Source organism: Planotetraspora sp. A-T 1434 (assembly GCF_025420585.1).
GTDB lineage: Bacteria > Actinomycetota > Actinomycetes > Streptosporangiales > Streptosporangiaceae > JAOEGB01.
Genome location: NZ_JAOEGB010000002.1, coordinates 402651 through 415214 on the forward strand (window position 1 = coordinate 402651; position 12564 = coordinate 415214).

The window sequence follows — 12564 nt, forward strand, 5'->3', positions numbered from 1 at the left end:
CTCCTAAAGGACTTTCGACAGGAACGCGCGGGTCCGCTCATGGCGTGGCCGGGCGCACACCTCCCGCGGATGGCCCGACTCGACGATCGTGCCCTCGTCCAGGAAGACCAGCGCGTCGCCCACCTCCCTGGCGAAGCCGATCTCGTGCGTGACGACCACCATCGTCATGCCGGAGGTCGCCAGGTCGCGCATGACGTCGAGGACCTCGCCGACCAGCTCGGGATCCAGCGCTGAGGTGGGCTCGTCGAACAGCATGAGCGTGGGCTCCATCGCCAGCGCCCGGGCGATCGCCACCCGCTGCTGCTGGCCGCCGGACAGCTGGGCGGGGTAGGCGTCGCAGCGGGCGCCCAGCCCCACCCGGTCGAGCAGGCGCATGGCCCGCTCCCGCACGACGGCCTTCGCCTCGCGCTTGACCCGGCACGGCGCCTCCATGATGTTCTCCAGCGCGGTCATGTGCGGGAACAGGTTGAAGCGCTGGAAGACCATGCCGATGTCCCGGCGCTGCGCGGCGACCTCCTTCTCGCGCAGCTCGTGGAGCCTGCCGCCGCGTTCCCGATAGCCCACCAGGTGCCCGTTGACCTGGAGCCGCCCGGCGTCGATCTTCTCCAGGTGGTTGACACAGCGCAGGAAGGTGGACTTGCCCGACCCGGAGGGGCCGATCACGCAGCAGACCTCGCCGGGCGCGACCTCCAGGTCGACGCCGTTCAGCACCTTCGCCTGGCCGTACCACTTGTGCACGTCCTGCGCGCTCACCACCGGCATCGCGGGGTTGGCGGTCATCATGGGCTTGGCGGTCATCGCACGGCCCCCTTCGTTCCCGGGCCTCCGAGGCCCAGCAGCCGGGAGCGGACCGACGGGCGGCCGTTGCCCATGACTCCGCGGGAGAACCGCCGCTCCAGGAAACCCTGGAACACGGTCGCCACGGAGGTCAGCGCCAGGTACCAGATCGAGACCGTGAGCAGCAGCTCCACGATCGCGAGGTTGTTGGAGTAGATCTTCACCGCGGACTGCAGGAGCTCGCCGTACTGGATGGCGTACGCGAGCGAGCTCATCTTGAGCATGCTGACGAACTCGTTGCCCGTCGGCGGCACGATGACCCGCATGGCCTGCGGCAGCACGACCCTGCGCATGGTCAGCAGCGGTGACATGCCGAGCGCCTGCGCCGCCTCGCTCTGCCCGTGGTCGATCGACTGGATGCCCGCCCTGACGATTTCGGCCATGTAGGCGCCCTCGTTGATCCCGAGACCGAGCAGCGCCGCGATGAACGGGGTGATGAGCTGGTTGGTCGGCCAGCTTCCCACTCCAGGGACGGTCACGGTGCTGACGACGAGCGAGAGGTTGTACCAGAGCAGGAGCTGGACCAGCACCGGCGTGCCGCGGAACAGCCAGACGTAGGCGGCGGAGACCGCGCGCACCTCGGCGTGACGCGACATGGCCATGACGGCGAACACCACGCCGAGCGCGATGCCGACGGCCTGGGCGAGGACGCTGATCACGACGGTGTTGACCAGCCCGCTCAGCACGTTGCCCGCGGTGAGGAAGCGCAGCGTGACGGAGTAGTCGATGTCGGCGCCCCAGAACGCCCGCACGACGAGCGCGAGCGCGACCACCATGACGGCGACGAACACCCAGCGCCCGTAGTGGCGCACGGGGACGGCCCGGATCGGCGGCGGGCCGGGGTGCGTGCTCACGTCCGCCACCGTCAGGCCCCGCCGCCGGCCGGTTGGCCGTTGACCGTGGCCGCGCTGAGTGCTCCGGCCGGGATGCCCCACTTGTCGATCAGCTTCTTGTATTCGCCGTTGGCGATGAGCGCGTCCAGGGCCTTCTTGAGCGCGTCCCGCAGCGCGGTGTCCTGCTTGGAGACGGCCATGCCGAGCGGGCCGGCCTCGATCTGCTGTCCGGCCACCTCGAAGTCGCCGCCTCCTCCGGAGGTCCGGGCGTTGTAGGTGGCCACGGGGTAGTCCTCCAGGCCGGCCACCGCGCGGTGCTGCTTGACCTGCAGCAGCGCCTCGGTCTCGCGGTCGAACGAGAGAATCTCGATCTTCTGCTTGCCCTCCTGGACGCAGCTCGCACTCTGCTTCTGCGCGTAGCCCTCCTGGGTCGTGGCGCGCTGGACCGCGATCGTGCGCCCGCACAGGTCGGCCAGTGCGGTCAGCTTGTCCGGGTTGCCCTTGGGCACGAGCAGCATCGCGCCGGCGGTGTAGTAGTCGACGAAGTCCACGCTCTGCTGCCGCTCCGGGGTGTCGGACATCCCGGACATGACGACGTCGATCCTGTTCGCCTTCAACGAGGTGATCAGGCCGTCGAAGGACGCGTTCTGGAACTCGAACGGCACGCCGAGCTGCTTGCCGAGCGCGTCGGCGAGCTCCTTGTCGAAGCCGAGGACCGTGGTCCCGTCGGTGTCGTAGTACTCCATCGGGGCGTAGGAGATGTCCGAGCCGACCACGACCTTCCCGGCCTTCTGCTGCTCGCCGGGCAGGTCCTTGTACAGCGGGGCGGTCGTCGCCACGGGCTGGGGCGCGGCGTCGCCTGAGGAGCCGCACGCCGCGGCCGCTCCGAGCAGGAGAACCGCGGCCGCCGCGCCGGCCAGGCGCCGAGGACCGAGTGGGATGAGAGACATGCGTTCGGCTTCCAGATGCTCAGAGGGGACGGATGCTCAGAGGGGACGGATGCTCGGAGGGGACGGAGCTCGGACGGGACGGAGCTCAGAGGGGATAGAGGTCGTGCCGGGCGACGGTGACGCGGCCCAGCGGGCCAGGGAGCACGTCGACGCCGATCCCGGGGCCGTCGGGAACGTTCAGGTGGCCGCCGTCCAGGACGAACGGCTCGGTGATGTCCTCCGCGTAGTAGCGGCTGGACGCGGAGGTGTCCCCCGGCAGCACGAAACCGGGCAGTGCGGCGAGCGCCAGGTTGGCCGCTCTGCCGACGCCGGTTTCGAGCATTCCTCCGCACCAGACGGGCACCCCGCTCGCGGCGGCGAGGTCGTGGATGCGCCTGGCCTCCAGATATCCGCCCACGCGAGCGGGCTTGACGTTGATCACCCGGCACGCGCCGAGGGCCAGCGCAGTCGCCGCGTCGCGCGCCGAGGTGATCGACTCGTCGAGACAGATCGGCGTGCGGACGAGCGCGGAGAGCGCCGCGTGACCGCGCAGGTCGTCCTCGGCGAGTGGCTGCTCGATCAGCAGCAGCCCGTGGTCGTCGAGCCGCCGCAGGTGCTCGGCGTCGGTCAGTGAGTAGGCCGTGTTGGCGTCGACCTGGAGCTGCAGATCGTCGCCGAACTCCGTGCGCACCGCCCTGACCGGCTCCACGTCCCACCCGGGCTCGATCTTCAGCTTGATCCGGAGGTAGCCCTCGCCGAGGTATCCGGCGACGGCGTCGAGCAGCTCGGGGATCGAATCCATGATCCCGACCGACACCCCCGCCGGCACCCGGGCGCGGACCGACCCGAGGTAGGTGGCGAACGACATCCCGTAGGAGCGCAGCTCGGCGTCGAGGATCGCGGTCTCCAGCACGGCCTTCGCCAGCCGGTGGCCCTTGATCTCCTCCACGGCCTGGCCCACCATGGCGGCGGTCACCTCCCCGAGCGCCATCACGCGCGGCACGAGGTGGTCGCGGAGCGCGAGGTGCGCGCTCGCGGCGAACTCCGAGCAGTACAGGGGGTCGGGGTCGCCCGCGAACTCGGCCCACCCCTCGGCGGCGTCGGTGACCACGCGGAGCAGGAACGTGTCCCGGTCCGTCGCGGTGCCGAAGGACGTCCGGAAACGGCCGACGAGCGGCAGCCGCACGTGCAGCAGCTCGATGCGTTCGATCTTCACTGGGTCTCCTCACGGGTCAGGTGGTACCAGCCGTCGCGGGACATGGCCGTCGCGGCCAGGCCGTCGGCCAGGGCCGGCGCGATGGCCTCGCGCACCGCCGTACGCCAGAGGGCGGCCAGGGCGGGGTCGGCGCGGCGGACCGCGACGATGTCCTCGGGGATCCGGCACCACACCGATCCGGCGCCACGGGCGAGGAACGGACGCCCGTCGGGCCCGGGCGCGGGGTCGACCGTGACCACCGCGAGGTCGGGGCCCTCCACGGTGACCTGCCTCGCCCGCGCGGCCTCGGCGGTCCTCGCTCCGGTCAGCGACCACTGCGCGGTGAACCGGTCGGTCTCGTCCCCTGTGTTGACGCCGTCGTCGAGCGGGCCGTAAAAGTCGGGGAGGTACTCGCGGGCCACGGCTCCGAGCTTCACCAGGTTGAACCGGGCGTTCCTGCGCACCAGCGGGTCGAAGGTCCACGCGATCGACGTGGCCCCGTGCCGCAGCGCCCACGCGCGCTGCGCCAGCTTCAGCGCGAACCCCACTCCCCGGTCGGCGTACGGCGCGGCCGCGATCAGAGAGTAGACGCCGCGCGACCCGGGCGGCCCGAAGACCGCCGCCGTCGCCCCCGCCAGCCCCGACGCTCCGTAGGCCACGTGCACCGCGCCACCGGAGTGCGCGATGGCCCTCAGCACGTCGCCGGCGAGCGGGTCCTGTCCCGGCGGGGACTCCCACACCTCGGCGAACATGCCGGCGACTGCGCGCAGCCGCCGCGGATCGCCGACCTCCTGGATCCGCACGCCCGCCGCGGCGGCCGCGGCCTCCGCGTGACGCGCCGCATCCGCCATGCCTTCGGGGAGACCCTCGTCGTCAGACGTGGGAGGAGAGGTGAACACGGACCCCAGTCTGGGAAGCGGGCACCCGGCACGGCTTCAGACCATCGGACGGAAATGACCCGGCCGAATTGTGGAATCGGTCAAAGCCCCATTTACCATCACCAGGTGTTCACTTCGAGCGTCAAGCAGCTCCTCGACGCGCTCGGGCCGTCGTCGCTCCGCCTGATCGCCGCTCCGCGCGGCGGCGACGCCCTGGTGTCCGGCACGCTGATCCACGAGCCGCGCGCGCCGCTGCCGAGGCTCAACGGAGCGCTCCTGCTGGCGGTCGGGACACGTCCCGCCCGGCCCCAGGCCGAGGAGCTGGTGCGGCGGGCCGCGGAGGCCGGGTTCGCCGGGGTCGTCGTGAAGCGCTACGGCGAGCCGGTCACCGAACTGGCGGCGGTCGCGGAGGCCGCCGGCGCCGCGCTGCTGTCCGCCGACGAGGATCTGACCTGGCAGCAGCTCGACGCGCTGGTCTCCTCCGCGCTGTCGGCCATCGCGCGCACCGGACCCGGCGCGGCCGGACCCGACACGGGAGACCTGTTCGCGCTGGCCAACGCGATCGCGGGGACGGTGGGCGGCGCCACGGCGATCGAGGACCCGCATCAGCGGATCCTGGCATACTCCACGCTCGGAGGGCAGCCCATCGACGAAGACCGGCGCCAGGGCATCCTCGGCCTGCACGTGCCGTACGCGCCGGTCAACGAAGAGCAGTACCGCCTGCTGGCGCGCACCAACGGGGTGTGCCGATTCCCGGCGGAGCCCGGCGGCCTGGCGCGGATGGCGGTGGCGGTCCGGGCCGGGGGCGAATTGCTCGGTTCCCTATGGGTGGTCGACGCCGACGACGACCTGGGTGAGGACGCGGAGCGAGCGCTCGACAACGCCGCCCACATCGCCGCCCTGCACCTGCTGCGCGCTCGCACGGCTCACGACCTCGCCCGGCGCCAGCGCGGCGACCTGCTGCGCCGGGTGCTGGAAGACCCGGCCAGCGCCACCGTGGTGGCCCCGCAACTCGGCATGCGGCCCGACGCGAGCGCCGTCGTGGCCGCTTTCCTCATCACGTCCGACGATCCCGAGGGCGTCGTGGCGGCCCGGGCGGCGCTTCAGCTCACCGACCTCGTCAGCCTGCACTGTGAGGCGCATTACGGCCGCCACGGCTGCGCCCTGATCGGCGGCACGGTCTACGCGCTGCTGCCCGCCGGGTCACCGGGGGCGGCGCACCGGAAGCTGATCACCGACATCGCGTCCCGGGCCCGGCGCGCCCTGCGGGTGCCCGTGCGCGCGGCTCTGGGGTCCGTCGTCACCGGGCTGCGCGCGGCCGCCCGGTCCCGCGACGACGCGGACGCGGTGCTGCGCGCGCTGGCGAGCCGGGAGGAGGACGACCCCGGCGCTCCGGACGTCGCGACGATCGACGACGTCCGGCCGAGCGTCGCGCTGGCGGAGCTGGCCGAGCTGTCCACGCTGATGCCCCGGCTGTCGGAGGGCGCGGGACCGGTGATCCGCGCGCACGACCGCACGCACGGCACGTCGTACGGCGACACGCTGCTGGCCTACTTCGCCTCCGGCGGCGACATCTCGACAACGGCGCGGCGGCTCAACGTGCACCCCAACACCTGCAGGTATCGGCTCGGCAGAGCCGAGGACCTCTTCGGCCTGACGCTCGGCGACGCCGACGCGCGGCTGTTCCTCTGGCTCCAGCTGCGGCTGACGCGCTAGTCCCAGTGCGGTGGGCGTTCCTCCAGGTAGCGGGAATCGTCGGAGTCGGAGCGCCAATCGCCCCACCCGAGATCCGTGTCGTCGCTTGTCTGGTCGGGCAGCACCGGCAGTCCCTCGTCGAAGAGGTCCACCGGACGCATGTCATCCGGATGCTGCACAGTCACGGGCCAATCGTATCGGCAACGCCGCGAAGGATGACCCCGGAATCCCCCCGTCCCGGTCGCGCATGGAGGAGAAACGTCACCGCGGTACCCCCGGACATCTGTCGGCCCCCAAAGGTACGATGCGGGAACAGACAGCACGCCGGACGATCCCCCCCGTGAGGCGGCATGGCAACGCCAGCAGGATGGCGACGAGAAGGCAACCTGCCCGTGGAGCTCACCAGCTTCGTGGGCCGCACCAGGCTGCTCGCCTCGCTGAGACAGCGGCTGCAGGAATCCCGGCTGGTCACCGTGACCGGGATCGGCGGCGTCGGCAAGTCCCGCACGGCGCTGCGCATCGCGCACCAGATCCGCCGCCAGTTCAGGGACGGCGTGTGGTACGCCGACCTGGCCCGGTTGCAGGACCCCGGGATGGTCCATCACACGATCACCGCCGCGCTCGGCATCGCCGACCAGCGGGCCAGGGACGGGGCGGACACTCTGGCGGAGTGGCTGGCCGACCGCGAGATCCTCCTGGTGCTGGACACCTGCGAGCACCTGGTCCAGGCCTGCGCCGAGCTCATCGAGCAACTCCTCGACGCCGCGCCCAACCTGCGCGTCCTCGCGACGAGCCGCCGGTCGCTCAACTCGCGGCACGAGTACACGCTCGCCATCCCGCCGCTGACCGTGCCGGGCGACGAGCCGGCGGAGAACCCGTACAACAACGAGGCCGTGGAGCTGTTCAGCGAGCGGGCGTCCGCCGTGGTGCCCGACTTCGTGGTGGACGAGGAGAACGTCACGGCCGTCGCGGAGCTGTGCCGCCGCCTCGACGGGATTCCGCTGGCCATCGAGCTGGCCGCGGTCCGTCTCAAGACACTGTCGGTCGAGCAGATCCTCGCCCTGCTCGCGGACCGGTTCAGCCTCCTCGCGGGCGCCAGCCGTACGGCACTGCCGCGGCACCAGACGCTCCGCGCGGCGATCGGGTGGAGCCACGAGCTGTGCGAGCCGGCCGAGCGGCTGCTCTGGGCCCGGCTGTCGGTCTTCGCGGGAGACTTCGAGCTGGAGGCCGCCCGCTACGTCTGCGCGGGCGACGCCCTCCCGGCCGGCGGCATCATGGACGTCATCTCCGGCCTGGTCGACAAGTCCGTGCTGCTCAGCTTCGCCACGCCGGCGGGCCAGCGCTACCGGCTGATCGACACGCTGCGGCAGTACGGCGGGGAATGGCTGGACAAGCTCGGCGAGACGGCCACGCTGCGCCGCCGTCACCGGGACTACTACCTCCAGCTCGCCGAGCGCAGCGAGCACTCCTGGTCCGGTCCGCGGCAGGTGCACTGGTTCACGCGGATGCGGCAGGAGCACGACAACATCCGCGTCGCCCTTGACTACTGCCTCACCGTCCCGGGCGAGGCGAAGGTCGGGCTGGAGCTGCTGTCGTCCCTGTGGTTCCTCTGGGTGGCCTGCGGGTTCGCCCGTGAGGGCACGGTCTACCTGGAGCGGGCGCTCAAGACCTGCCCGACGCCGAGCAAGGAGCGCTGCAAGGCGCTGTGGGTGCTCGCCTACATCCGCAGCGCCCAGGGCGACATGGCCGGCGCGCTCGCGGCGGCGGAGGAGTGCAGCACCGACGCCGTCCGGGTCGGCGACTCGGGAGCCGTCCTCCTGGCCACCAAGATGCAGGGCACCGCCGCCATGCTGCAGGGCGACGCGAAGAAGGCCACGGCCCTGCTCGGCGTCGCCATCGAGTTCCACCGGGGCGGGCGCGAGCTGAACCCCGGACTGCTGCCCGCGATCGTGGAGCTGTCGATGGTGCTGCTCGCACAGGGCGACTTCCTGGAGGCCGAGACGCTGCTGGCCGACTGTATGAAGGTCTGCCAGGAGCGGGGTGAGCTGTGGCTGCGGTCCTACGCCTGGTATGTCACGTCGCTCGTCCAGCGCGCCACCGACCGGCGCGACGACGCGCTGTCGAGCTGCAAGGAGGCGCTGCGCATCAAGCGGCACTTCCACGACGTGCTCGGCGTCGTCCTCTGCGTTGACACACTGGCGCGGCTCAGCCTCGATCTGGGCTGGCCGGACCGCACGGCGCTCCTCCTCGGCGCGGCCCAGGCCAACTGGCGGACCTTCGGCCTGCCCCAGTTCGGCTCGCCGTTCTTCACGGCGGAGCACGAGCAGTGCGTCAAGGAGTGCAAGAAGCTGATCGGCGACGCCGCCTACGAGGAGGCCTACGCCGAGGGAACGCGGCTCAACCTGGGTGACCTCATCGAGTTCGCGCTGGACGACTTCGACGAGTTTCGCGCTCCCCCGGGGTGAACGCGGGTCCGGTCAGCGCCAGGCGTCGACGTATCGGGAGCTGGTGAGCGAGTAGTCGACGCTGCCGCTGATCCAGTACTCCAGACCTCTGGCGTAGGCGGAGACGGACGGGGAGCGGAACGAGTCCAGCACCGGGCCGAGCGCCACCATCTCGGCGATGGCCTGGTCGCGCATTCGCCCGATCCGGTCCATCGCCTGCTGGACGGTGCAGTCGGTGTGGCCGGCCAGCACGCTGACCAGGTTGTTGCGGATGTTGGCCTCCGACCGCTCCTTGGCGTAGGAGATGAGGTCGTTGTCCCACACGACGACGTCGTTCGCGTGCTCGGTCATTGCGCGCACGGCGGGGTGCCGCCACTCGGCGGGGGCGAGCCGGCATTCGGCAGCCACGTCGATCAGCGCGAAGACCGTGAGCATCGCCCCGGTCCTGCGGCGCATGAAGATGTAGTCATCGATGGTGGGGACGACGTCGTCCTCCCGGTTGGCCGCCTCCCAGACCTGGGCGAACAGGTAGTCCTTGGTCATGGTGCGCCACCGGTCGAGCTGGTCGGCGTCGCCGTGGGCGGCGATCCGGGACTTGACGTCCAGCAGGGCGCGCGCGAAGACGTTCTCGACCGCCTCACCCCCGTCGAGGTCGTCGACGACGGTGTAGAGCTGGGGAAGGGTCCGGGCGATCTCGGCGGCCCGCCGGTCCGACTCGCAGAAGGCGTCGTCGAACGCGAAGAGCCACACGCACCAGTCGGTGACGAGCTGGCAGAGCTCCCGAGACGCGTAGGGATACGCGCGCGCACCCAATAGTCCGTATCTGGCCTGGCGGAAACGCTCCAGGTGACCCTCGTCGCCGATCATCCCGGAAGCGGAGAGCCACGCCAGCGTGTCCCGGTCGATCTCCTCGACGTGCGGGTTCACCGCACTGGGGAAGGGGCAGCCGAGCGGGGGGATGCGGAGTGGGTGCCTACTGATGGGGTCCGCAGAGGTAGTAGCCACCCGACAAGCATGACCATCGGCTGAATAGATCGCCAGACCAGCGGCATTTACGGCTATTTCGGACTCTTGACTTACTTTTCTAACAGTGCGACAAGCTCGGAGTTGCCGAACATGCGAGCGGTTTCCAGGGCGGACGGCGTGCCGGCCCGAGGGTCGGCACCGGCGTCCACGAGGGCCCTGACCACCTCGGGCTCCTTCTTGAACACGGCGCCCGCCAGCGGGGTCTGCCCCCGGTCGTTGGCGAGATCCGGGTCCGCGCCCCGCTCCGCCAGGGCCCGGACCGTGTCGGCGTGCCCGTGGTAGGCCGCGAGCATGAGGAGCGTGTCGCCGTTCTGGTTCCTCAGGTTCGCGGGCACCCCCGCGTCGACGTACGCGCACAGCGGGCCGGTCTCCCCCGCCCTCGCGAGGCCGAACAGCTTGGTCGCCAACTCTTCCACTTCCGGGTCCGGCTCCATACCAACCATTGTCCACCGATAGGGTCCACCGCAATCACAGGAATCCAGACGACCCTCCGTCGGTTCACTAGGTAAAGACCCTTTGCGAAAGGCTGGGACACGGTGTTCGACCCCACGGATCTCTACCGGCTCGACGGGGACCTTCCCGAGCTGTCCGATCCGGTGCTGCTCTACCACCTGGAGGGGTTCGTGGACGCGGGTGGCGCCGGAAAGCTCGCCCTCGGGCACCTGCTCGCCGAGCTCGAGCACCGGATCGTGGCGACCTTTGACGTGGACCGCTTGCTCGACTACCGGTCCCGCAGGCCGGTGATGACGTTCGACGGCGATCACTGGGTCGACTACGACGCGCCGGAGCTGGTGGTCTGCCTCACCCACGACATGACCGGAACACCTTTCTTGATCATGATGGGCCCGGAGCCCGACCGGGAGTGGGAGCTGTTCACCGAGGCGGTCGGCATGCTGGCCACCCGGCTGAAGGTCGGCAAGCTGGTGAGCGTGCACGGCATCCCCATGGGCGTCCCGCACACCCGCCCGCTGGGCCTCACGGCCCATGGCAGCCGTCCCGAGCTGGTCACCGGCCCGCCGAGCCCCTTCGGCAAGGTGCAGGTGCCCGGGAACATCGAGGCCCTGATCGAGTTCCGGATGGGGGCCAAGGGCCACGACGCGCTCGGTTACGCCATCCACGTGCCGCACTACCTGGCTCAGGCGGAATATCCCCAGGCCGCGGTGGCCGCGCTCGAGGCGATCACGCGCGGGACCGGTCTGGTGTTCCCCATGGACAGTCTCCGGGACGCCGCCGACAAGACCACGGCCGAGATCGAGGAGCAGATCAGCGCCTCGGCGGAGCTGTCCGGCGCCATCCAGGGGCTGGAGCAGCAATACGACGCCTTCCAGTCGGGCGCCGAGCGGGAGAACCTCCTCGCCGAGAGCACTCCCATGCCGACCGGCGACGAACTGGCCGCCCAGTTCGAAGCATTCCTCGCCGAACGGGACGACCGCGACAACTGATCCATCCGGCATATCGTGTGCTCATGCCGTACGAATCTGATGAGATCCGCGTCGGGCTGGCGGGCTACGGCCCGGCCGGGTCGTTCTTCCACGCGCCGCTGATCGCGGCCACGCCCGGGCTGCGCCTCGCCGCCGTCGTCACCCGCGACCCCGCCAAGGCCGATCTCGTACGGCGGGACCATCCCGGCGCGGAGGTCTTCGGCTCCGCCGACGAGCTGTGGGACCGCTCGGATCTGATCGTCATCGCCTCTCCCAACCGGACCCACGTGCCGCTGGCCCAGGAGGCGCTCAAGGCGGGCCTCCCGGTCGTCGTGGACAAGCCGCTCGCCGGGACCACCGCCGAGGCCCGCGATCTCGTACGGCTGGCCCGCGACCGCGACCTCATGCTGACCGTCTTCCAGAATCGGCGCTGGGACGGCGATTTCCTCACGATCCGCCGCCTGCAGCCGGAGCTGGGCGACGTCCACCGCTTCGAGTCCCGGTTCGAGCGCTGGCGTCCGGTGCCGAAGGGCGGCTGGCGCGAGCTGGGCGGCCCGGACGACATCGGCGGCGTCCTCTTCGATCTCGGGAGCCATCTCGTCGACCAGGCGCTCCGCCTGTTCGGGCCGGCGTCGCGGGTCTACGCGGAGACCGACATCAGGCGGGCCGGAGTGAAGACCGACGACGACGCGTTCATCGCCCTGACCCACGAGAGCGGCACGCGCTCCCACCTGTGGATGACCGCGGTGGCCGGGCAGCTCGGGCCCCGGTTCCGGGTGCTCGGGTCCAGGGCCGCGTACGTGAAGTGGGGCCTCGACCCACAGGAGGACCGCCTGCGGGCGGGCGAGCGCCCGGGCGGCCCCGGCTGGGGCGCCGAGCCCGCCGAGCACTGGGGCGTGCTGGGCGTCGACGGCGACAGCCGTACCGTCCCGACCGAGCCCGGGGCCTACCCCGAGTTCTACGCGGGCGTGGTGGCCTGCCTGCGGGACGGCGCTCCACCGCCCGTTACGATGGAGACCGCCATCGAGACTCTCGCCGTGCTGGAGGCCGCCAAGCGCTCCGCCACCACCGGCTCCGTGGTCGAACTTCATGCCCCCTGATCATGCGCGAGTTCCCGCACGCACCCTTTGTGCAGCGTGATCATGCGCGAGTTCCCGCACGCAACGTCCTACCTGGCGCTTCATGGAGCGTGATCATGCATCACGCGGGTGAGCCCGACGGGCGGACACTGCATGATCACAAACAGGGTCGGCCCTGATCAGGCCGCGTGCGGCGGAATCGATGCATGATCACGGTCAGGGAAGCC

General features: G+C 70.9%; 12 protein-coding genes. 4 read left to right on the forward strand and 8 right to left on the reverse strand.

Annotation, left to right across the window (positions count from 1 at the left end; translation table 11 throughout):
• Positions 1 to 3 precede the first annotated feature (3 nt).
• From N5079_RS05165 to N5079_RS05185, 5 genes are all read right to left on the reverse strand, one after another.
• Positions 4 to 798 (reverse strand): amino acid ABC transporter ATP-binding protein, encoded by a 795-nt coding sequence (locus tag N5079_RS05165; RefSeq protein WP_315967783.1) that lies wholly within the window; start codon positions 796 to 798, stop codon positions 4 to 6.
• Positions 795 to 1691: an amino acid ABC transporter permease gene (locus tag N5079_RS05170; protein ID WP_261582263.1), complete on the reverse strand. Its 897-nt coding sequence runs from the start codon at positions 1689 to 1691 to the stop codon at positions 795 to 797. Before N5079_RS05170 ends, N5079_RS05165 begins: the two co-directional genes overlap by 4 nt.
• A gap of 11 nt (positions 1692 to 1702) precedes the next feature.
• Complete coding sequence (locus N5079_RS05175) at positions 1703 to 2620, reverse strand: ABC transporter substrate-binding protein (RefSeq protein WP_261582264.1); 918 nt, start codon at positions 2618 to 2620, stop codon at positions 1703 to 1705.
• 85 nt (positions 2621 to 2705) lie between these two features.
• Entirely contained in the window at positions 2706 to 3815 is a 1110-nt protein-coding gene (gene menC, locus N5079_RS05180; RefSeq protein ID WP_261582265.1) for an o-succinylbenzoate synthase, read from the reverse strand.
• On the reverse strand, positions 3812 to 4693 hold the full coding sequence (locus N5079_RS05185) for a GNAT family N-acetyltransferase (protein WP_261582266.1): 882 nt from the start codon (positions 4691 to 4693) through the stop codon (positions 3812 to 3814). Before N5079_RS05185 ends, menC begins: the two co-directional genes overlap by 4 nt.
• Positions 4694 to 4798: 105 nt before the next feature.
• Between N5079_RS05185 and N5079_RS05190 the strand changes: the two genes are divergently transcribed.
• The gene (locus tag N5079_RS05190; RefSeq protein WP_261582267.1) at positions 4799 to 6388 is read left to right on the forward strand and encodes a PucR family transcriptional regulator; all 1590 of its coding nucleotides are present in this window, start codon (positions 4799 to 4801) and stop codon (positions 6386 to 6388) included.
• Here N5079_RS05190 and N5079_RS05195 read toward each other — a convergent pair.
• Positions 6385 to 6552 (reverse strand): hypothetical protein, encoded by a 168-nt coding sequence (locus N5079_RS05195; protein ID WP_261582293.1) that lies wholly within the window; start codon positions 6550 to 6552, stop codon positions 6385 to 6387. The genes N5079_RS05190 and N5079_RS05195 overlap by 4 nt on opposite strands.
• Positions 6553 to 6717: 165 nt before the next feature.
• Between N5079_RS05195 and N5079_RS05200 the strand changes: the two genes are divergently transcribed.
• Positions 6718 to 8832 carry an ATP-binding protein gene (locus N5079_RS05200; protein ID WP_261582268.1) on the forward strand — a complete coding sequence of 705 codons (2115 nt, stop codon included), beginning with the start codon at positions 6718 to 6720 and terminating at the stop codon, positions 8830 to 8832.
• A gap of 12 nt (positions 8833 to 8844) precedes the next feature.
• Here the strand turns inward: N5079_RS05200 and N5079_RS05205 are convergent, their stop codons facing one another.
• Together N5079_RS05205 and N5079_RS05210 are read right to left on the reverse strand one after the other, a co-directional pair.
• Positions 8845 to 9738: a 4-epi-cubebol synthase gene (locus N5079_RS05205; protein ID WP_261582269.1), complete on the reverse strand. Its 894-nt coding sequence runs from the start codon at positions 9736 to 9738 to the stop codon at positions 8845 to 8847.
• Positions 9739 to 9887: 149 nt separating this feature from the next.
• On the reverse strand, positions 9888 to 10271 hold the full coding sequence (locus N5079_RS05210; protein WP_410007741.1) for an ankyrin repeat domain-containing protein: 384 nt from the start codon (positions 10269 to 10271) through the stop codon (positions 9888 to 9890).
• A gap of 102 nt (positions 10272 to 10373) precedes the next feature.
• On the opposite strand from N5079_RS05210, the gene N5079_RS05215 reads away from it, so the two are divergent.
• On the forward strand, positions 10374 to 11279 hold the full coding sequence (locus N5079_RS05215; protein WP_261582272.1) for a proteasome assembly chaperone family protein: 906 nt from the start codon (positions 10374 to 10376) through the stop codon (positions 11277 to 11279).
• 23 nt (positions 11280 to 11302) lie between these two features.
• A complete protein-coding gene (locus tag N5079_RS05220; protein WP_261582273.1) occupies positions 11303 to 12358 on the forward strand; it encodes a Gfo/Idh/MocA family oxidoreductase in 1056 nt (351 codons plus the stop codon).
• Positions 12359 to 12564 lie beyond the last annotated feature (206 nt).